The 20,174-nt window shown below is 66.9% G+C and carries 17 protein-coding genes; 9 read left to right on the top strand and 8 right to left on the bottom strand.

Going from position 1 to position 20,174, the window contains the following annotated elements; translation table 11 throughout:
* Positions 1–37: 37 nt before the first annotated feature.
* A complete protein-coding gene (locus AC1MB9_RS13265) occupies positions 38–475 on the bottom strand; it encodes a DUF1801 domain-containing protein (protein ID WP_479962412.1) in 438 nt (145 codons plus the stop codon).
* A gap of 153 nt (positions 476–628) precedes the next feature.
* Positions 629–2,098, bottom strand: a complete 1,470-nt coding sequence (locus AC1MB9_RS13260) for an HNH endonuclease signature motif containing protein (RefSeq protein WP_479962411.1) — start codon at positions 2,096–2,098, stop codon at positions 629–631.
* A gap of 290 nt (positions 2,099–2,388) precedes the next feature.
* Here AC1MB9_RS13260 and AC1MB9_RS13255 point away from each other — a divergent pair, with 290 nt between their 5' ends.
* The 5 genes from AC1MB9_RS13255 to AC1MB9_RS13235 all read left to right on the top strand — a co-directional run bounded on the left by AC1MB9_RS13255 (position 2,389) and on the right by AC1MB9_RS13235 (position 9,435).
* Entirely contained in the window at positions 2,389–3,249 is an 861-nt protein-coding gene (locus AC1MB9_RS13255) for a universal stress protein (protein ID WP_479962410.1), read from the top strand.
* Positions 3,250–3,399: 150 nt separating this feature from the next.
* Positions 3,400–3,927 carry a hypothetical protein gene (locus AC1MB9_RS13250; protein ID WP_479962409.1) on the top strand — a complete coding sequence of 176 codons (528 nt, stop codon included), beginning with the start codon at positions 3,400–3,402 and terminating at the stop codon, positions 3,925–3,927.
* Positions 3,928–4,235: 308 nt separating this feature from the next.
* Positions 4,236–6,344, top strand: a complete 2,109-nt coding sequence (gene betT / locus AC1MB9_RS13245; RefSeq protein ID WP_479962408.1) for a choline BCCT transporter BetT — start codon at positions 4,236–4,238, stop codon at positions 6,342–6,344.
* A 5-nt stretch (positions 6,345–6,349) separates the two neighbouring features.
* On the top strand, positions 6,350–7,843 hold the full coding sequence (locus AC1MB9_RS13240) for an aldehyde dehydrogenase family protein (protein ID WP_479962407.1): 1,494 nt from the start codon (positions 6,350–6,352) through the stop codon (positions 7,841–7,843).
* Positions 7,844–7,866: 23 nt separating this feature from the next.
* Positions 7,867–9,435 (top strand): GMC family oxidoreductase, encoded by a 1,569-nt coding sequence (locus tag AC1MB9_RS13235; protein WP_479962406.1) that lies wholly within the window; start codon positions 7,867–7,869, stop codon positions 9,433–9,435.
* Positions 9,436–9,455: 20 nt separating this feature from the next.
* Here AC1MB9_RS13235 and AC1MB9_RS13230 read toward each other — a convergent pair whose 3' ends face one another.
* On the bottom strand, positions 9,456–10,253 hold the full coding sequence (locus tag AC1MB9_RS13230) for an MBL fold metallo-hydrolase (protein WP_479962405.1): 798 nt from the start codon (positions 10,251–10,253) through the stop codon (positions 9,456–9,458).
* A gap of 83 nt (positions 10,254–10,336) precedes the next feature.
* On the opposite strand from AC1MB9_RS13230, the gene AC1MB9_RS13225 reads away from it, so the two are divergent.
* The 3 genes from AC1MB9_RS13225 (at position 10,337) to AC1MB9_RS13215 (ending at position 13,616) form a co-directional block, all read left to right on the top strand.
* Positions 10,337–11,080 carry an NUDIX domain-containing protein gene (locus AC1MB9_RS13225; protein WP_479962404.1) on the top strand — a complete coding sequence of 248 codons (744 nt, stop codon included), beginning with the start codon at positions 10,337–10,339 and terminating at the stop codon, positions 11,078–11,080.
* A 122-nt stretch (positions 11,081–11,202) separates the two neighbouring features.
* A complete protein-coding gene (locus AC1MB9_RS13220) occupies positions 11,203–12,063 on the top strand; it encodes an ABC transporter ATP-binding protein (protein WP_479962403.1) in 861 nt (286 codons plus the stop codon).
* The gene (locus AC1MB9_RS13215) at positions 12,045–13,616 is read left to right on the top strand and encodes a transporter (RefSeq protein ID WP_479962402.1); all 1,572 of its coding nucleotides are present in this window, start codon (positions 12,045–12,047) and stop codon (positions 13,614–13,616) included. Before AC1MB9_RS13220 ends, AC1MB9_RS13215 begins: the two co-directional genes overlap by 19 nt.
* Before the next feature lie 83 nt (positions 13,617–13,699).
* On the opposite strand, the gene AC1MB9_RS13210 is transcribed toward AC1MB9_RS13215, so the two are convergent.
* The 4 genes from AC1MB9_RS13210 to AC1MB9_RS13195 form a co-directional block, all read right to left on the bottom strand.
* Positions 13,700–15,193 carry an aldehyde dehydrogenase family protein gene (locus AC1MB9_RS13210; RefSeq protein ID WP_479962401.1) on the bottom strand — a complete coding sequence of 498 codons (1,494 nt, stop codon included), beginning with the start codon at positions 15,191–15,193 and terminating at the stop codon, positions 13,700–13,702.
* Between the two features lie 145 nt (positions 15,194–15,338).
* Positions 15,339–16,256, bottom strand: coding sequence for a hypothetical protein (locus AC1MB9_RS13205; protein WP_479962400.1), 918 nt, complete (start codon positions 16,254–16,256; stop codon positions 15,339–15,341).
* Positions 16,257–16,315: 59 nt separating this feature from the next.
* On the bottom strand, positions 16,316–17,167 hold the full coding sequence (locus AC1MB9_RS13200; RefSeq protein WP_479962399.1) for a universal stress protein: 852 nt from the start codon (positions 17,165–17,167) through the stop codon (positions 16,316–16,318).
* A gap of 51 nt (positions 17,168–17,218) precedes the next feature.
* Positions 17,219–18,274 (bottom strand): zinc-dependent alcohol dehydrogenase family protein, encoded by a 1,056-nt coding sequence (locus AC1MB9_RS13195; protein ID WP_479964648.1) that lies wholly within the window; start codon positions 18,272–18,274, stop codon positions 17,219–17,221.
* 220 nt (positions 18,275–18,494) lie between these two features.
* Between AC1MB9_RS13195 and AC1MB9_RS13190 the strand changes: the two genes are divergently transcribed.
* Complete coding sequence (locus AC1MB9_RS13190) at positions 18,495–19,355, top strand: universal stress protein (protein ID WP_479962398.1); 861 nt, start codon at positions 18,495–18,497, stop codon at positions 19,353–19,355.
* An 85-nt stretch (positions 19,356–19,440) separates the two neighbouring features.
* On the opposite strand, the gene AC1MB9_RS13185 is transcribed toward AC1MB9_RS13190, so the two are convergent.
* On the bottom strand, positions 19,441–20,130 hold the full coding sequence (locus tag AC1MB9_RS13185) for a response regulator (RefSeq protein ID WP_479962397.1): 690 nt from the start codon (positions 20,128–20,130) through the stop codon (positions 19,441–19,443).
* Between the last annotated feature and the right edge of the window lie 44 nt (positions 20,131–20,174).

The raw sequence follows: 20,174 nt of genomic DNA, 5'->3' as shown, positions 1-20,174 counted from the left end.
TGGCCGGGAAGTTGAGCACCACCGTCGCGTCGTGGACTTACCCGGTGGTCGGCGCAGGCTCGGGGTCGTCGCCCCGAGACGCAGCGATCGCGATGAGCCGGCGCAACACGCCGAGATCGATGTCGTCGAGCTTCCTCACGTAGACGCAGCCCATGCCCTCGGTGTACGTGCCGAGCTGCGGAAGAAGGGCCGCGCCCTCGGGGAGGTCTTTGAGCCCGTAGAGCGACAACTGCGCCTTGCGCGGCGAGAATCCCGCCTTGGGCCAATCGCCGCGCGTGCGCGGGTTCGCGGGGGACACGTAACGGAAGCTTCCGTACCCCACAATCGACGGGCCCCACATGACGGGCGTTGCGCCGGTCACCTCGCGGAAGATCGCGTCGAGGGTCTTGCCGTCGTCGCGACGTCGGGCGGGCGTCGCCGCGTCGAGAAAATCCTCGACGGAGGCGTCCGTCGGCTGCGTCTTGTTCTCGGCCATGACCCCAGTATGGCGCGCGCCCGCCGGATCCGGTCAGATCGGACACGCGAAGGCCTGATCGGTGAAACCGATCGAGGTTCGCGCTCACCCGACTGCGTCCGGCCCTTGGCGGTGCGGAGGACTAGCCCGTCCTGCCCCGCGACTTCCGGCTGGTCATCGCATGGGCGAGGCCAGGTGCAGCGGTGATGTGCCGGCCAACCGGATGGGGGCTCGGTTCGGGTCGGCCGATGACGGTGGAACCAGCCAGTATTCGGTGCCGGTTCGGGTGATCCGCCACCCGTCGTTGTGCAGGCGGAGGTGGTCGCGGGCGCAGAGGAGGACGCCGTCGTCGAGATTGGTGAGTCCGCCGTCTGCGTTCCAGCCGTGCAGGTGATGGGCCTCACAGTGGCTGGGTGGTCGGTGGCAGTCCGGCCACCTGCACCCGCCGTCCCGAAGTGCCAGGGCCGCGCGTTGCTCAGCTGAAAAGAGGCGCTGTTCCCTGCCTACATCCAGCACGGTGCCGTCCCTGCTGAACAGCACGGGTATGAAACCGGCGTTGCAGATCGACCGGTCAATGGTGGTCGTCGGGACGGCGTCCGGGGTTCCTTCGATGAACCCGTCTGTCAGAACCAGTTCGCCCGAGGCACCCCGCGAGGGTGTCGGGGCTGGAGCATCTGTCGCAGTCACGACGAGCTTCACCGACGGGCGAATCCGGCCGAAGAGCGTGCCGGGGTCGGCGGCGGCCGCGACCTTGATCACCTCGATCAGGGCCTCGGCGGCGATTTGGTCCGTGGAGCGGGGGTCGTCGATGATGCGCCTGGCGCGTTCCTTCTCGCCCTTCTCCACGAACCTCGGTCCGCCGGTGCGGGGTCCGGTGATCTGCAGCAGGAAGTCCGTGAAGTAGGCGCCGTTTTCCGGGTCCAGTTCGAAGGTGCCGTGCAACATGCCGTCCGGCTTGTCCCACACCCTCAGGTACTGCCGGGCGCGCATCGCGTCGGCTCGCGACGCGACACCGGCGGCATCGATGGAGTCCCGGCACTGCCGGGCCGCCTTCGCCGCCTGGTCCGCGTTTACCGACTGACATTGGTCGATCAGCTGCACGACCGCGTCGGCGAGCATCGCTTCGGTCACCCCGATTGCGGTTTCACCGAGGCCCCGACGAATCGCCGTCGCGGACTCGGTACTCAAGGTCCCATCCGTAACGGCGGTGCCGAGCGGCGCGAACCACGGCGTGTGCACATCTACTGGCGGCGCCTCGGGAAACTCCCGAGCCCACTGGTCGGCCTGCTTCTGGCGTTCCCGGGCGGTTTCGGCCTCGGTGGCCATGGTGCCGGCCTCGATCAGACGGCGGGTGTCGGCCTTGCTGCTGCCGCCACCTCCGCCCAAGGCCTGCACATAGTCCTCGGGGCTGGGGTAGCCCTTCTTCCGGGCGAGGCCTTCGCGGCCGAGCTGCCAGTCGGAGCGGGTGGCGACGTTCGCCGCCGACAGGGAGAGGTAGGCGGCGACCTCGCGGGAGAGCCGGGCGATGGCCCGGTGGGTGCCCTCCGCCTGGTCGTCGGAGAGCTCCGCGAACGACGCCGCGGATATGTTCGATCGGGCCAGCGACCCGGTCAAACCAACGAAAACACCGTCAATGGTGGTCATGAAACAAGTGTGGCAGCAGCCACCGACATTGGCCGGGGCCCGAAGGCCGTCCCCGGTTGGAGCGTTCAAGCGGACTGCACCAATCGGCAGGTCGCCAGAGAAGGAGGCGCCCACACCATGGCCGGATGTGCCTCTCCGACCGCGCTCACGTGGGACCAAAAGTCATGCCGGGACTTCCGCCCCTAGCCTCGCCCGAGCGGATGCGCGATAGTGAACGTGGGCGGTGACTCTGCTGCCCCCACCGGGAGGCCGTCAATGACGACACCCCCTTCGAAAGACGAGGTAGACCCGTGAACCGCAAGATAGTTGTCGGCGTTCATGAATTGGAGACCAGTGCCGCCGCGTTGGAGTGGGCGTTGCACCGGGCGGAGGCGCTGGACGCTCCCGTGGCCCTCGTGCACACGGTGCCGGCCGCGTGGCTGTCCAAGAAATACGGCTACTACAACAGCATCATCAACGATGAGCAGGCGCTCGTGAGGCAGATCGAGGCGCGTGCCGCCGAACTTGCTCCCGCTGTGGCCGCGACGGGGTCGCTGCGCTCGGGATCAGCCCAGCACGTGCTCCACGAACTGTCGGAAGACGCCGACCTGGTCGTGGTGGGAACCCACCGCAAGGCCGGGTTTGCCGGGGACTTCTTCGGCAGCGTGAGCATGCAGGTCGCCGCCCAGAGCTCCTGTCCGGTGGCCGTCGTGCCCCAGATGCTCTCAGGTGACCGAACGGGCGTGGTGGTCGGTGTAGACGGCTCGGAGGACGCCCGGGACGCCGTGGAATTCGCCGCGGCCGAGGCTGACCGCACGGGGCAGGAACTCACCGCAGTGTACGCGGCGCACGTTCCCAGCCAACGAGTGCTCAAACATATTCCTGAGGAGGGTGTCGCCGAGCGCCTCGAGGAGGAACGCACGGTGCTCTCCGAATCCGTGGCCGGCCTCGCCGACCGTTTCCCCGACCTCGTCGTGCACCAGCTCTTCGTGACCGACGAGACCCCGGCCCAGGCGTTGTTACAAGCGGCCGCCACGGCGCAGCTTCTTGTGGTCGGCAGTCACGGCCACGGCGCGCGGGGCCGTCGGTGGATGGGTTCGGTCAGTCACGAGGTACTCGGGCAGGCTCCGTGCCCGACCGTCATCACGCGCACGAAGCACCAGAAGTCGTAGCAACTTCGCGACAGCGGATGCGCAAGTTCTCGACCTCTTCGGTGTCTGCCTGACCAATCGCGAAGTCGCGCGTTGCGGAGCGGGTCGTCCTACTGCCACCCGAGGAATGCTGACTGTCCAGTGAGTTTTGAGGGGTGAAGCATGCGCAGGATGACCAGATTTCTCGTTGGGGCCGTGGGGCGGCTGGTCCTGCGATCGCCGCGTGACAACAGAGCGCTCGAGGAGACTAATTGGTTTGTCCTCTATTGGAATTTGGGAGCGTTGGCCACGCTCGCCCTGGCAATCGGTGCCTGGTGGCAAGGCATAGCGGACCCACGCGCTTTCCAGATGAGCGCAGCATTTGCGCTTTCGCTCGCCTCGATTTCGGGCATATGGGCGTCTCTCGCCATGGCACGATTGAGTGCCTTGGAGATCGACAGATTGTCCTTTGTTGAGGCGACCACGACGCTGCGGGGGATCGCATTCGCTTGGGTGACGTTGTTCCTGGTGGTCGTAATGGGCGTGATTGCCTCGGCCCTCGGACTGCCCGTTGACGACGTCGCGGCTCGGGCGCTGGCTACCCAGATCCTTCCCCTCGTCACCATCCTCACTCTGGCGACTACTTTCAGTACCGGCTACACAGAGTATCGACGAGCACTTCACACGGTGCTGGAACGGATGGACGTCGATATGTCGTGAGCGCATCCTCCGAGTTCCAGATGTCGCGAAAGAGAAATCCCAGATCAAGCTCACAATTTTCCACGACTCGACTTCGTGTTGTCGGATGTGCCGATGTCGTTGCGGCTTGCTTGAACGCTTGAACGCTTGAACCGGCACTCACCTGACGGTGGGTGCTCCGGCCGTGGGCCGGCTCGGACTGTTTTGAATGAGAGTCGGAGCGCGGTGCAAAAACTCACCGTTGCTCCGATTTTTGCTTTTGATAGGCTAGGTGGGTTCTGGCCTTCATTGCTGGGGAGGGACGCGTCGCTCCAAAAGTAAGGGTTTACATGTCTCAGCCTGTCCAAATTTCCACTGAGGCTGACGAAGCCCCGTCCCGGGTCAACAAGACGGTATTCTTCGGCTCCGCGAGCGGCATCATCGCCATCGCGCTCTGGGCCATCCTCGCCCCTGACAGCGCGAGCACGGTCATCGGCGCCGTTGTCGGTTGGGTGTCCACCAACCTGGGTTGGTACTACTTCCTGATCGTCACCATCGTGCTGGCCTTCGTGATCTACATCGCCCTCTCCCGGGTTGGCAAGACCCGGCTGGGGCCGGACCACTCGCGTCCGCAATACAGCCTGTTCACCTGGACATCGATGCTCTTCGCGGCCGGGATCGGTATCGACCTGATGTTCTTCTCCGTGTCCGAACCGGTCACACAGTACCTGGCCCCGCCTGCCGGCGACGGCAGCACCCTCGAGGCAGCCCGTCAGGCCATGGTCTGGACCCTCTTTCACTACGGCATCACCGGTTGGGCCCTCTACGCCCTGATGGGCCTGGCGCTCGGATACTTCGCCTACCGGCAGAACCTGCCGCTCAGCATCCGGTCCGCACTGTTCCCGATCTTCGGCAAGCGCATCCACGGCCCGATCGGGGACTTCGTGGACATTGCCGCGATCCTCGGCACCATTTTCGGCATCGCCACGAGCCTCGGCATCGGTGTCGCGCAGCTCAACTACGGCCTCACCTACATGTTCGGTACCCCGCAGAACCTCTTCGTGCAGGGGTCCCTCATCGCTCTGTCCGTGGTGATGGCGACGGTGTCGGCCGTGACCGGTGTGGAGCGCGGCATCCGTCGCCTCTCCGAACTGAACGTGCTGTTGTCGGTGGCGCTCATGGTGTTCGTGCTCGTGGTGGGCAATACGTCGTTCTTGCTCGACGCGATCGTGCAGAACGTCGGCGACACCCTGAGCCGCTTCCCCGCCCTGACGCTCAACACCTTCGCCTACGATCGGCCCGACGCTTGGCTGAACGGTTGGACCCTGTTCTTCTGGGCCTGGTGGATCGCCTGGGCGCCGTTTGTTGGTCTGTTCCTCGCCCGAATCTCTCGCGGGCGCACCATCCGTCAGTTCGTGTCCGGTGTTCTCGTGGTGCCGTTCGCGTTCATTCTGCTCTGGATCGCCATTTTCGGTAACAGCGCCCTGGCCATCGTCATCGGCGGTGATGCGGGATTCGGCGAAATAGCCATGAACTCGCCGGAAAAGGCCTTCTACTCCCTGCTCGACCAATTCCCGATGGCCCCGTTGACCGCCGCAATCGCGACCTTCACCGGACTGCTGTTCTACGTGACGTCGGCCGACTCCGGCGCACTCGTGATGTCCAACTTCACGTCGCACCTGAAGAACTCCGAAGCGGACGGCCCGAAGTGGCTGCGCGTGTTCTGGGCGGTGACGACCGGTCTGCTGACCTTCGCGATGATGCTGGTGGGCGGCATCCCGGTGCTGCAAAACGCGACGATCATCATGGGCCTGCCGTTCTCGGTGGTGCTGATGCTGATCATGCTGGGGCTGTACAAGGCCCTCCGTGTGGAACAATCCGTCGCCGACAGCTACCGGGTCAGCCTCCCCGGGCTGCTATCCGGCCGTAGCGGCGACCCGGCCCGCGTACGCAACTGGCGACAGCGCCTCGCACGCGCGATGAGCTACCCAGGGCAGCGCCAGGCTCATCGCTTCGTCACCACCGTGGCGCTTCCGGCGCTGCAGGAGGTAGTCGAGGAACTTCGTGAGCAGGGTGCCGAGGCCACCCTGAGCGAGGGTCTCGTCGAGGGCCTGCAGATCCCGCATCTCGACCTGCTCGTGAGCATGGGTGGCGAGCGCGGGTTCAAGTACCAGGTGTACCCGGTGCAGCTCGACATCCCCACCTACGCCGTGCGCAGCGCGTCGGAGCAGGGCAAGTACTACCGCATGGAGGTGTTCTCGCTCGAGGGCAGCCACGGGTACGACCTGATGGGCTACAGCAAGGAGCAGGTGATCACCGACGTGCTCGACCACTACGAGACACACCTGGACTTCCTGCACCTCAACCGCACCGAGCCGGGCAACACCGCCCTGCCCGTAGACCAGGCGGCCAAAGCCAACTGGGAAGCCGATTACGATTCCGAAGACGTGAAGAAGTGAGCACCATGACAACGACGACCGCGACGACCACCGCGACCCTGTTCATCAACGGCCGGTGGGTTCCCTCCACCGATGCCGGAACCCGGCTGATCAGCTGCCCGGCCGACGGGGAACCGGTCGGCACGGTGTCCGAAGCCACCACGGAGGATGTGCACGCGGCCATCGCCGCGGCCCGCGCGTCGTTCGACAGTGGCGTCTGGTCATCCGTGCCCGCCCCGGAGCGCGGAGACTTTCTGCTCCGTGTTGCCGCGGAGCTGCGCGTGCGCAAGGCCGCGTTCGCCCGTGCGGAGACCCTCGACACCGGCAAGCGTCTTGTCGAGAGCGAAATCGACATGGATGACATCGCCAACTGTTTTGAATTCTTCGGCAAGCTCGCCGGGCAGGACGCGGGCCGTATCGTCGATGCGGGCGATGAGAGCGTGGTCAGCCGCATCGTGGTGGAACCGGTGGGAGTCTGCGGACTGATCGCCCCGTGGAACTACCCGCTCCTGCAGGCCGCGTGGAAGATTGCGCCGGCCATCGCCGCCGGCAACTCGTTCATTCTCAAGCCGAGCGAGCTCACCCCGCACACCGCCATGCTCATGGTGGAGATGCTCGACGACCTCGGCCTCCCCGCCGGTGTCGCCAACCTCGTGCTTGGTGCCGGAGCGGTGGCCGGCGCCCCGCTGTCCAGCCACCCCGACGTCGACCTGGTCTCGTTCACCGGAGGCCTCGAAACGGGCAAGACGATCGCTGCGGCCGCGGCGGCAACCGTGAAGAAGGTGGCCCTCGAGCTCGGAGGCAAGAACCCCAACGTGATCTTCGCCGATGCGGACTTCGACGCCGCCGTCGACAACGCCCTCAACGGCGCCTTCGTGCACTCCGGACAGGTCTGTTCCGCCGGTGCCCGACTCGTGGTTGAGGCATCCATTGCTGACCGTTTCGTGGACGAACTCGTGCGCCGCGCCAACCAGATTCGACTGGGCGGTCCCTTCGACCCCGACGCCGAGACCGGACCGCTGATCTCCGCCGCGCACCGCGACAAGGTGAGCGCCTACGTACAAAAGGGACTCGCCGAGGGTGCGCGGCTGCGCTGCGGCGGCACTTGGGGCACGGGAGACCTCGAGAAGGGCTTCTACTACACCCCGACCATCCTCGATCAGGTGCAGCGCGGCATGAGCGTGGTCATCGACGAAGCCTTCGGCCCGGTCGTGACCGTGGAAACCTTCGAGACCGAAGACGAAGCCGTGGCCATCGCCAACGACACGGTGTACGGACTCGCCGGCGCCGTGTGGACTCAGGACGCCGGACGGGCGCAGCGGATGGCCAAGCGCCTGCGCCACGGAACCGTCTGGATCAACGACTTCCACCCGTACCTGCCGCAGGCGGAATGGGGCGGTTACGGTCAGTCCGGCGTCGGCCGCGAGCTGGGCCCGATGGGGCTGGCCGAATATCAGGAAACCAAGCACATCTACCAGAACACCGCCCCGGCGGTCACCGGCTGGTTCGCGGCGCGCTGAGCGTCGCCGAAGGAGTGACAGACATGACACCACCAACCGAGACTGAATTCGACTACGTCGTGATCGGCGGCGGATCCGCGGGAGCGGCCGTCGCCGCCCGGCTCAGCGAAGACCCCGACGTGCAGGTTGCCCTCGTGGAGGCCGGCCCCGACGACCGCGGCCTCGACGCCATCCTGAAGCTGGACCGCTGGATGGAACTTCTGGAGTCCGGTTACGACTGGGACTACCCCATCGAACCGCAAGAACACGGCAATTCCTTCATGCGCCACGCCCGCGCCAAGGTGATGGGCGGATGCTCGAGCCACAATTCCTGCATCGCCTTCTGGGCGCCGGCCGAAGACCTCGACGACTGGGCCAATAAGCACGGCGCCACCGGCTGGGAGGCGAAGAACACCTTCCCGCTGTACAAAAAACTGGAGACCAACAGCGACCCGGCGCCGCACCACGGGCACGACGGACCGGTGCACCTCATGGACGTGCCCCCGAACGACCCCTGCGGCGTGGCTCTACTCGATGCCTGCGAGCAGACGGGGATTCCCCGCACCACGTTCAACTCAGGCACCACCGTCGTCAACGGCGCGAGCTTCTTCCAGATCAACCGCCAGGCGGACGGCACCCGGGCGTCCTCCTCGGTGTCGTACATCCACCCGATCCGGGACCGAAAGAACTTCACCCTGCTCACCGGGATGCGCGCCCGGCAGTTGACCTTCGATGACGCCAAACGCTGCACCGGCGTGCTCGTCGTCGACGCGGCGGGTCGCACCCACGCGCTCACCGTGCGCGCCGAGGTCATCCTCTCCGCCGGCGCCATCGATTCCCCGAAGCTGCTCATGCTCTCCGGCGTGGGACCGGCCGCGCAGCTGCGCGAGCACGGCATCGAGGTGCTCGCGGATTCCCCAGGTGTGGGCGAGAACTTCCAGGACCACCCGGAAGGCGTGATCCAGTGGGAGGCGAAGCAGCCCATGCCCACGGAGTCCACCCAGTGGTGGGAGCTGGGCATCTTCACGACCACGGAGGACGGCCTCGACCGGCCCGACCTCATGTTCCACTACGGTTCGGTGCCCTTCGACATGCACACGGCCCGGCAGGGATACCCGACCACGGAGAACGGCTTCTGCCTCACCCCGAACGTCACACACGCCCGGTCCCGCGGAACCGTCAAGCTGCGCAGCCGCGACTACCGCGACAAGCCGCTCGTCGACCCGCGCTACTTCACCGACCCGCACGACATGCGCGTGATGGTGGCCGGTATCCGCAAGGCCCGCGAGATCGTCGCCCAGCCGGCGATGGCCGCCTGGGCCGGTGTCGAACTGTATCCCGGGCAGGCCGTGCAGACGGATGCCGAAATCACGGCATACATCGAGAAGACCCACAACACGGTGTATCACCCGGCCGGCACCGTGCGGATGGGCGCGGTCGACGACATCGGCTCACCGCTCGACCCCGAACTGCACGTCAAGGGAGTCACCGGACTGCGGGTCGCCGACGCCTCCGTCATGCCCGAGCTTGTGAGCGTCAACCCCAACATCACGACGATGATGATCGGCGAACGCTGCGCCATGCTCGTGAAGGCGGCCCGCGCCGCCGGGTAGCGCGGCAGAAGGAATTGCGGTCAGCGGCCTCCGCGGGCCCGCCCCCGCAGGTACGCGAGCTGCGTCTGAACGGATGCCTCGGCGGCGAACCGCACCGAGGCATCCGTTTGGGCGTAAACCACGTCGGTGACCTGCGCCACAGTGGCGTCGTCGCCCAACTGCGTGAGGGCGGCGCGCACCTGGTCGAGGCGCTGTCGACGATGCTCGCCATATTGGTCGCACACGGCTGCCAGGTCGGGCAGAACCGGTCCGTGGGCCGGTAAGACGGTGGCCGCCCCGAAGCCGCGCAGAACCTCAAGCGAGTGCAGGTAATCGGCCAGGGTGCCGTCCGGGTGCCCGAGGATCGTCGTTCCGCGGCCGAGGATGGTGTCCCCGGTGAGCATCGAACCGTTCTCGCCGTCGCCCGGCAGATGAAAGCAGACGGAGTCGGCGGTGTGCCCCGGTGTGGCGACGACGACGATGCGGGTGCCGGCGACGAGGATCTCCTCGCCGTCGTGCAGCGGATCGCCGCCCACGCAGAATGCCGGGCCGAGTGCCCGCACGGGGGCCCCGGTCAGCTCGGCGAAGCGTACGCTCGCGGCGCTGTGATCGGCGTGCTGATGCGTGATCAGCACGAGCTCGACCCGGCCGGCCGCCGCGAGCCTGGCCAGGTGGCCCTCGTCGACCGGGCCCGGGTCGACCACGACCGTCGAGCTCGAATCGGACGCGGCGATGAGATAGCTGTTGGTACCGTCGAGCGTCATCGGCCCGGCGTTCGGGGCCAGCAGGCTGCGGGTGAGCGCGCTCGTGCGCTGGGGGCTACTGGCGTCGACGGGCATAGCTGGCAGTTTACTGCCGCAGCCGCTGCCGGGGCTGGCGTTAGGGTGGGGGAAGCTCTATCGACCTAGGCGAGGACACCGCGATGACGCGAGATTCAGAGACCACCCCGGCCCCGATCGGTGTGGCCGCCACTGTCGTTTTGCTGCGCGACGGCGCCGAGGGGCCGGAAGTGCTCCTGCTGGAACGGCCCCATCACCGCGGTTCGTTCGCCGGCGCGTGGGTGTTTCCGGGCGGCGGCGTCGATGCCGAAGACCGCTTGGTGACGGATACCGCGACGCCCGCCGAGGCGGGCGACGCGGCCGCTCAGGCCGAAGCCGTCGAACAGCTCGCCGCCCGCCGCGCCGCAGCGCGCGAGGTGCGTGAGGAGACCGGACTGGCGGTCGCACCCGATTCTCTGGTGGCCACCGCCGTGTGGATTCCGCCGACGGGCACCGGGAAGCGGCTGCGGACCTGGTTTTACCTGACGACCGCGCCCGCCGGCCCGATCGTGCTCGCCGAGCACGAGGTGATCGACTACGCCTGGCTTCGGCCGGAGGCCGCATTGGCGTTGCACGCCTCCGCTTCGCTGACCCTCATCGCGCCGACCTGGGTGACCCTGCACGGGTTGTGCGGCGCCGTTTCGGTTGCCGAGATCGTGGCGCGTGCCAGGGAGCGCGGTCGGGCGCGGTACGAGACGCGGATGCGTGCCGGTGAGCGCGGTCCGGTGCTGTTCTGGGCGGGCGATGTGGCCTACGACGACGAGGCGCTCGTGGAACAGGACGGCGGCCGGCACCGTCTCGAAATCGGCGAAGTGCCGTGGGTGTACCGCACGAGCGGGTTGGACTGAAACATTCCGCCGGCCGATGCGCAGCATGAACCGTTGCCCCTAGCCTGAGAGGGCACACGGAATGTCGGTCGACGGCGGGCAGCTCTGACCCGTTCGCATGCGATGAGGAAGAGGCCCAACCCATGCCGGAGTTCACGGGAAACGAATCGTCCGCCGCGCGGGGAGTACCTGGCTCAGGCGCCGCCCCACTACCGACGCCGCACGGCGACACGACCCCGCCCGGCCACACCACGGCGGCGCTCTCCATCCGCGGGCTCGGCAAACGCTTCGGCGAAACGGTGGCCGTGAACGGGATCAACCTGGACGTGCCGGTGGGGTCGTTCTACGGTCTGGTCGGTCCGAACGGTGCCGGTAAGACCACGACGCTGTCCATGGCGACCGGGTTGCTGCGCCCCGACGTGGGCCAGATCTGGATTCAGGGCGTCGACGTGTGGAAGAGCCCGCTCGAGGCGAAGCGCCTCGTGGGTATTCTCGCCGACGGGGTGCGCCTGTTCGATCGACTCTCCGGCGAACAACTCGTCACCTACGCCGGACTGCTCTCGGGGATGACGCGCGAGACGGTGGCAGAACGAGTCGCCGACCTGCTGAAACTGCTCGACCTTGAGGCGGCGGCGGGAACCCTGGTGGTGGACTACTCCGCCGGAATGACGAAGAAGATCGCGCTCGCCTGCGCCCTCGTGCACGCCCCGCGACTGCTCGTGCTCGACGAACCGTTCGAATCCGTCGACCCGGTGTCCGCCGCGAACATTCGCGACATCCTGCAGGGCTATGTGCGTTCGGGCGGAACGGTGATCGTGTCCAGCCACGCGATGGACCTCGTGCAGCGGATGTGCGACCAGGTTGCCGTGATCGCCGCCGGCCGTGTGGTCGCCGCCGGAACCATCGACGAGGTACGCGCCGGCTCGACCCTCGAAGACCGCTTCGTGGAACTTGTCGGCGGCCGCAACCATGTCGAGGGGCCGTCGTGGTTGAACATCTCGTAAGGCTGCGCCTCCTGCTGCTGAAAAACGGGCTGCGCCGCAGCCCGTGGCAGCTCATCGCCGTGATCTTCGGTGGCCTCTACGGGTTGGGCGCGCTCGCGTTCGCCGCGGCGGGACTGGTCGCGCTGAGCGGTGCTCCCGCGGAGCTGGCCCGCACCGTCGTGGTGCTCGCCGGCTCGGCGCTCATCCTCGGCTGGCTCGTTCTGCCCGTCCTGCTGTCGGGAATCGACCAGGTTCTCGAACCGGCCCGGCTCGTGAACTTTCCCATTCCGCCCACTCAGCTGCTGATCGGGCTCGGCCTCGCGGGCGTGCTCGGCGTGCCGGGCATCGTCACGACACTGGCGGCGCTCGCCACCGCCGGCACCTGGTGGCAGCATCCGCTCATCGCCATGGTCGCCCTCCTCTGCGGTGCGATCGCCGCGATCACCTGCGTGGTGGGCTCTCGAATGGTCACCACGCTGAGCGCCACCGTCACCTCGGGTCGCCGCTTCCGTGAGGTGGGCGGAACCACCATCCTGATCCCGGCGGTACTGGCCGGGCCGATTGTGGTGGGAATAACGACCGGTCTCGGCAGTGCCCAGGACGCCCTGCCGGGTGTCGCCGAGGGGTTGTCGTGGACCCCGCTCGGCGCCGTGTGGGCGGTACCGGCCGAGTTGGCGCTCGGCAACTACGGTGTCGCCGCGCTCAAGTTCGTGATCGGCATTGCGGCGCTCGTCGTGATGGCGCTCGTGTGGCGCAGAGCTCTCGCCGTCGCGCTCGTCACCCCCGCCCGGGCGAGCACTCGCACCACCGGCAAGAAGAGTCTCGGCTTCTTCGCCTACGTTCCCGAAACTCCGACGGGTGCCGTGGTGGCACGCTCCCTCACCTACTGGCTGCGCGATCCGCGTTACTCGAAGCAGCTCATCCTCATACCGCTGATGCCGGCGTTGTTCTGGTTCTACAGCTCAATGAGCGACTCGTCGACCTTCATCAACCTGGTCGCCCCCGCGCTGGCACTTCTGCTGGCCCTGTCCATCTACAGTGATGTGTCATTCGACAGCACGGCCTACGCGATGCACATGTCCCTCGGCGTGAGTGGACGCGCCGATCGCACCGGCCGCGCCCTCGCCGTGCTGGTGTTCGCGTTGCCGGTCGTGCTCATCTTCGCCGTCGGAGCGGTGTGGTTCTCCTCGTCGTGGACTCTGCTGCCGGGGCTGGTCGGCCTGTCCATCGGCACACTGCTGAGCGGCCTCGGGATCTCCAGTGTCAGCTCGGCCATGGTCGTGGTGCCGGTGCCGGCCCCGGGGGACAGCCCGTTCAAGGCCCCGCCGGGCTCCGGATTCACGACCTTCTTATCGACCTTCGCGACGTGGGGTATCCTCACGGTGCTCGTCGTGCCCGAGCTCACTCTCTTCATCATCGCGGCGTTCTCCGGCAGCGTGCTCTTCAGCTGGCTTGCGCTGCTGACCGGACTGGTCCTCGGTCCGATCCTTCTCGCGTGGGGCATCCGGTGGGGTGGCGCGCGGCTCGATCAGCGTTCCCCCGAACTGCTGGAGACCCTGCACCGGCAGCGCTGAGGGCGCGACGGGCATACCGCCTCGAGCAATGGACGCAAGACTGCTCGAGACGGTGCACGTGCGCCAACAGGCGTACCAGCCGCCTAGAACGGGTAGGCGCCCGGCACGCGGCGGAGGGTGATCCAGCGGGTCTCGGTGAACGCGTCGATGTTTGCCTCGGCACCGCCCTGCCTGGATCCGGTGCCCGACGATCCGACGCCGCCGAAGGGCGTGTTCGCCTCGTCGTTGACTGTTTGGTCGTTGATGTGCACGATTCCGGACGGGATCCGCTGGGCCAGCTCGAGGCCGCGGAGAGCGTCAGCCGTCACGATACCGAGTGACAGACCGTAGTCGGTCGCCGCGGCGATCTGAACGGCCTCGTCGTCGGTGCTGAACGGGACGACGGATGCGACGGGGCCGAACACCTCTTCGCAGAATGCGGGGGCGTCCAGGGGCGAGTTTGCCAGCACGGTCGGACGGTAGAAGAGCCCATCGTAGGTCCCGCCCGCTTTCAACTGAGCGCCGGCATCGACGGACGCCGTGACCAGGCGGTGAATCCCGTCCCGCTGCTTCTCGTCGATGATCGGGCCGAGGTGCACGTGGTCGGTGGCGGGGTTTCCGACGGCAAGGGAGTCCGCTTTCGCGGCGAGCTTCTCGACGTATTCGTCGAAGATGCTCTCGTGCACGATGTGCCGCCCGACCGTCATGCAAATTTGGCCCTGGTGCAGGAACGATCCCCAGGCGGCGAGGTTTACCGCCCTGTCGACATCGGCGTCTGCGAGCACGATGAAGGCAGAATTACCTCCAAGTTCGAGATGCGCGCGTTTGAGGTGCTTGCCCGCGAGCTCGCCCACGGCCCGGCCGGCCCGGGTCGACCCGGTGAACGCAATTACCCGAATATTGGGGTCGGTGACCATGGCCTCTCCTACATCGGCGCCGCCCGTGACGAGCTGCAGCACGCCGGCCGGAAGCCCTGCCTCCTCGAAGATGCGCACCATCATCACGCCGCCGGTCACCGCGGTGCGTGGGTCGGGCTTGAGCACCACCGCGTTGCCCAACGCGAGGGCCGGCGCCACCGCGCGAATTCCAAGAATGATCGGAACGTTGAATGGCGACACCACGCCGACGACCCCGACCGGCACGCGCTGGGCGAGGGAGATCCTCGACTCCTCGCTCGACAGGATCTGGCCCAACGGATGCGACGGCAAGGCGGCCGCCTCGTAGCATTCCTGTGCGCCCACGTGCAGGGCGAACCCGGCCAACGCCGGTACGGCTCCGACCTCGCGCACATTCCAATCCATGATCTCTTCGGCGTGCTGCTCGAGGAGTGCTGCGGCCTTGCGGAGTACGCCGGCGCGCACCGGGTGAGGCGTGGCGGCCCAGGCCTTCTGCGCTGAGGCCGCGCCGGCTGCTGCTCTGGTCACATCCGCCGGACTCGCGATTCCGACGCGACCGATCTCGGCACCCGTGGCCGGTTCGATGACGGGGATGTCGCCGGCCGAACCGGAAACCCATTTCCCGTCGATATAGATCCGTCCCGACCAGGCGTCCGGGTCGAGGAGCCCGGGTGCGGCGGTTTCATTCATGGTAAGTGTCATGGGGACCCCTTCGTCCTGCCAGCGTTAACAGAACTTCAGACTACCTATCGCCATAGCTAAATTACAAGCCCCGCGACAGGGCAGAATCAGGTATTGAATCTGACACTTTTTCCCCTACTGGAGACACCGGCAGCCTTGACGGGCCCTACGGCACGAGTGCCGGCGCGGCGCAGTCCTGCCCGGCCGGGTAGTTGAGGCAGCCGTCGAAGAACGCGGGATACCGATTCGCGGTGGGATCGCCGAACCAGTTCTCGTAGAAGGCCCAGAAGTTGAGATTGCCGTAGGTGGAACAATCGTCCCCGACATGGCCCTGGTTGGCGACGGCCGTGTCGTTCGGCTGGTACGGGGTGTAGTTGTACAGATTGGCGGTTGCCTGGTTGCGTATTCGCACCGTGGACGACCCGCATGCGGCGTCGGGGTTGAAGCCGACGTCGACGGCCCCACGCTGGTAGGTCCGATCGGGCTGCTCGGTGTACTGCCGAAACTGCCAGGCCGCGTTGTAGACCTGGTTGAAGAACCCGAAGTATTCCGCGTCGCAGTCGGCGGTGTCGGGGCAGCCGTAACCGGTGGCGCGCAGGTAACCGCTCTCCGTGGGCCGGGTCAGCAAGGACTGTTCCTTCTGCAGCAGAACGAGGAGCACCCGTGGTGAGATCGTGCAGGCCTGAGCAACCTTGGTGATGATGCGGCTTGCCCGTTCGTGGGCGGAACCCGCGTAGCCGGCGCAGTGACCGGCCTGCTGGGCGGGTTGGTCCGTGGTGGTTTCGCGGTATTCCCACGCGCACGGTGACGCGTCGGTGCGCACGCACCGGCGTTCCTCCAGAAAGGACTGCACCTCGGTCTCGGTCATCGCGTCGGCGTTGAAGAAGTTGTAGTCGCTCACAATGAGCCCCGGGTCGAACGGTTCCGGTTCGCCGGAGGCGTCATCGTCGTTCACGGCCGTGAACGGATGCGTCGGCACGGCCTGTGCCTCCGGCGCCACCCCCGCCACGATCCCGGTGAGCAGCACGGCCATGATCCCGACCAGCGCCGGCGTTCGGCGGCGCTCCCCCGCGAAGAAACTCATACCGAAACCCTAGCCCGCCGGTCAGAGGTCAGGCTGGGATCCGGTCTTCCCGCGGCGGATCAGGGCTCTGACGTCGCGTTCACCACCACGGTGGGGACCTGGATGTTGAGCACAAGCGAATGACTCACCGATCCCAACAGAAAACGCTTGAGGCCGTGCACGCCGTGGTTGCCCACCACAAGCAGGGCGGCCTCCCTCGACGCTTCGAGCAGCGCCCACTGGGCGGAACCTCGAATAAGAGTCGATCGCACCCGCAGGTCCGGGTAGGTGGAGCCGACCGACAGCACGGCTTCCTCGAGCACGGTGCGGTGGATGTCTTCGAGCGACTGCAGGAACTCAATGTCGGGAACCGACGATTCGGGCCAGATGACCGGCTCCTGCCAGGCGTGCACAAGGTGCAGTTCCTCGTTCGTGCGCTGTGCCTCGGCCGCCGCGAACTCCACGGCGGCGTTGGACGCGGACGACCCGTCGACACCGACGACGATTCCCTCACCACGTGAACCATCGCTCTCCGGGATGATCGCCACCGGGCCGTTGGCGGCGCCGGCGAGCCGCGCACCGACCGACCACTCATACCGAACGGTCGGGCCATCACGGCGATGGGTGCCCACGACCACGAGAGTGCCCTCGGCGGAGAGCCGCTTCAGCTCCTCAATCGGATCGCCCGGCAGCACCTCGCTGCGCACGGTGACGGAGGGGTGCGACTCCTGCACCCGGTCGACATCGTTCTGCAAGGCGGCCGGGGCCGTCGCCGCGACGGATTCCGGCATGAAGTAGTCCGCGGATTCGCCCGTGCGGTCGACGACGCGAACCATCACGAGCTCGCGTCCGGCGGACCGTGCAAGCGCCCAATCCAGGGCGGCTTTCGCCGGTGGTCGCCCGTCCCAGGCCACAATCGACTTCTCAATCATGCTCACTACCTTTCCCCGATCAACCCGAATGCCGCGTCGTTGGTCACTACGTTAGCGGGCAATCACGACCTTGAGGGCCTTCGTTTCGGCCGCGCGCGCGAAGGTGTCGTACGCGTCCAGGAACTGGTCAAACGTGAAGTGGTGCGTGGCGAGTTTCTCGGCGGGAAGCTTCCCCGACGCCACGAGCTTGAGCAGCATTTTGGTCGTGTTTGCGTTCACGAGTCCCATGCTGATGTTGATGTTCTGGATCCACAGGCTCTCCAGGTGCAGGTCGACGGGGGCGCCGTGAACACCAACGTTCGCAACGCTGCCACCGGGGCGTACGATTTCTGTGGCCATGGTGAAGGTCTGCGGAATTCCCACGGCCTCGATGGCCACGTCGACGCCGGCGCCGTCCGTGAGGGCGAGTACCTGTTCTTTCCAATCGGCCGAACCCGAGATCACGGTATCCGTCGCGCCGAAGTCAGCGGCGCGCTCGAGGCGGTTCTCGTCGAGGTCGATGGCGATGATGGTGGCGGCGCCGTAGAGCCCCGCGGTGGCGATGGCGGCGAGGCCCACCGGGCCGGCACCGATGACGGCGACGACGTCACCGGGCTTGACATGGCCGTACTGCACGCCGATCTCGAAGCCGGTCGGCAGGATGTCGGAGAGCATGACCGCCTGATCGTCCGTGACGCCGGCGGGAACCTTGTGCAGCGAATTCTCGGCGTAGGGGACCCGCACGAATTCGGCCTGGGTGCCGTCGATCAGGTGTCCGAAGACCCAGCCGATACCCGAGGCGCCCTCGTCGCCGAGGCAGTGAGAGAAGAGCCCGGCGCTGCAGTTGACGCAGTGACCGCAGGACTTGATGCAGGAGATGATGACGCGATCTCCCACGGACAGACTCGTCACCGAGGCGCCGACCTCGGAGATCGTGCCCACTCCCTCGTGGCCGAGAATGCGGCCCACCGTGACGGCCGGCACGTCACCCTTGAGGATGTGCAGGTCGGTGCCGCAGATCGTGGTCGTGTCGACCCGAACGATGACATCGGTGGGATTCTCTATCTGCGGGTCCGGAACGTCGGTCCAGGACTTCAGACCGGGGCCGCCATACACAAGTGCCTTCATCATCGTCTCCTCTTCGGGCACTGGCGTGCCGCAATGCACCCCACAGTAGGGCGGAGAGCGACGGCGAGGCTAGGGCCAAAAGTCACCTGCCCCCGGACCGGGACTTCTGCCCCTATGCGCACCGCCGGGGATGCGGGATAGTGAGCGGGAGCAGCGACCCGGCTGCCCCAACCGGGAGGCCGTCAGCGACGGCACTCCCTCTGAAAGACGAGGTAGGCCCGTGAACCGGAAAATTGTCGTCGGAGTCGATGAGTTGGAGCCCGGCGAGGCCGCCCTGCAGTGGGCGCTGCGCCGGGCGGAAGCGCTCGGCTGCGCGGTGAGCATCGTGCACACGGTGCAGGCGGCGTGGCTTGCCGAGGGGTACGGCTACTACAACGCGATCATGGAGGAAGAGCAGAGGCTCGTGCGGCAGATCGGCATCCGAGCGGCGGAACTGGCGCCCACGGTCGCCTCGACCGCGACGCTGCGCACGGGAACCGTCCCGCGCGTCTTGAGCGAGTTCTCGAACGACGCCAGCCTGGTGGTGGTCGGGGCCGGCCGCAGGACCGGTTTTGACTCCGACTTCTTCGGCGGTTCCAGCCTGCAGATTGCCGCCCTCAGTTCGTGCCCGGTTGCCGTCATCCCGCAGCTGCCGTTCGGCGACCGTTCCGGCGTGATCGTGGGCGTCGACGGCTCGCAGGATTCGACCACCGCGGTGGATTTCGCCGCCGCCGAAGCAGATCGCACGGGCCAGGAGCTTACCGCCGTGTACGCGGCGCACGTGCCGACCCAGCGGGTACTGCGGCAGATACCCGAGAGCAGCATCACCGAACGGCTTGAGGAGGAACGTGTCGTGCTGGCCGAGTGCGTGGCCGGTCTCGCCGCACGCTATCCCGACCTCACCGTGCATCAGAAGCTGGTGACCGATCAGGCTCCGGCCCACGCGCTGCTCACCGCCGCCGCGAACGCGCAGCTTCTTGTCGTCGGCAGCCACGGCCGGGGTGCGATCAGCCGGCTGTGGATGGGGTCCGTGAGCCAGGAAGTGCTCGGCCAGACGCCGTGCCCCACCGTGATCACCCGCACCACCACGCACCACCGCTGAACCGGCACCGGGCAGCGGATGCGGGGCACCGGCCGCCGCATCCGCTGCCCGGTCGCGCCCGGAATGCTCACGCGACGGTGAGCGGCTAGCGGTCGAAGTCTCGCTTAGTGACGTACACGGCGGCCTGGGTTCGGCGCTGAAAGTCGAGCTTGGAGAGCATCGACGAGACGTAGTTCTTCACGGTTTTCTCGGCCAGGAACATGGCCTTGGCGATGTCGCGGTTTGTGAGGCCCTCACCGATGAGATCGAGCACCTTGCGTTCCTGCGGAGTCAGCGACGCCAACCGGGCGTCCTGCGGGTCGGCCATGCCCTGGATGACTCTGGCGCGGGTAGCCGGGTCGAAAAGGTTCTGCCCGGCGGCCGCGCGCCGAACCGTCTCGAGCAGGTCATCGCTTCGGATCTCCTTGAGCACATAGCCGGCCGCGCCGGCCAGAATCGCGCCGCGCAGGGCATGCTCGTCGTCGTAACTGGTGAGGATGACGCACTGCAGCGTGGGGTCGATCGACCGTACGTCCCGGCACACCTCGATACCGGTGCCGTCGGGCAGGCGGGCATCGAGAATGCACACGTCGGGGTGCAGCGCGGGAATGCGCCGGGTGGCGTCCTCGGCCAGTCCGGTGTCGCCGACGATGTCGAAACCCTCATCCTCCAGCAGCTCGCGCAGGCCCCGGCGCACGAGTTCATGGTCGTCGAGGATGAAGACCCGGATGGCGGCCGGCCGGGGCGCCGGTCGAGCGGCGGTGTCCGTGCCGGTATCGAGGCTGTTGCCCATCATGATCCTTTCGCTCTGCGCCACAGGGAGGAGGGGCGTTGACTCTC

Source organism: Cryobacterium sp. AP27 (assembly GCF_056680495.1).
This window is presented reverse-complemented; position numbering and strand designations above follow the sequence as displayed.